The following is a 410-nucleotide window of genomic DNA, read 5'->3' as shown; positions in this document are numbered from 1 at the left end:
TCGACCGCGATCAACACGCTGTCGACGTCGACGGCGGCCGGCCTCAGCTCCCTGTCCACCGGCCTGAGCACGACGAACAACAACGTGGCCTCGCTGTCGACAGGTGTGACGAACATCAACAACCAGTTGAGTCAGCTGTCCACGTTGATGACGACGAATACGACGAACGCCGCCGGCGTCGCGGCCGACATGAACGGTACCGGCTCCGACAAGCCGACCGTCACAGCGGGCTCGAACTCCGTGGCGATCGGTGCGAATTCGACGGACGGCGGCCGCTCGAACGTGGTGTCGGTCGGCAGCGATACGCAGCAGCGCCAGATCATCAACGTGGCGCCGGGCACGCAGGGCACCGACGCGGTCAACGTGAACCAGCTCAATGCGGTGCAGTCGACGCTGTCGACGGCGCTGTC

Annotated in this window: 1 pseudogene; it reads left to right on the top strand. The window is 65.4% G+C overall.

From position 1 onward, the window contains the following. Positions 1-410 (top strand): annotated as a pseudogene (locus VL15_RS38645) (hypothetical protein); the annotation flags it as partial.

This window comes from Burkholderia cepacia (assembly GCF_001039005.1).
In the GTDB taxonomy this organism is placed as follows: domain Bacteria; phylum Pseudomonadota; class Gammaproteobacteria; order Burkholderiales; family Burkholderiaceae; genus Burkholderia; species Burkholderia theae.
Note: the sequence above shows the minus strand (reverse complement) of the source record. Positions and strands in the feature narration are given on the sequence as shown.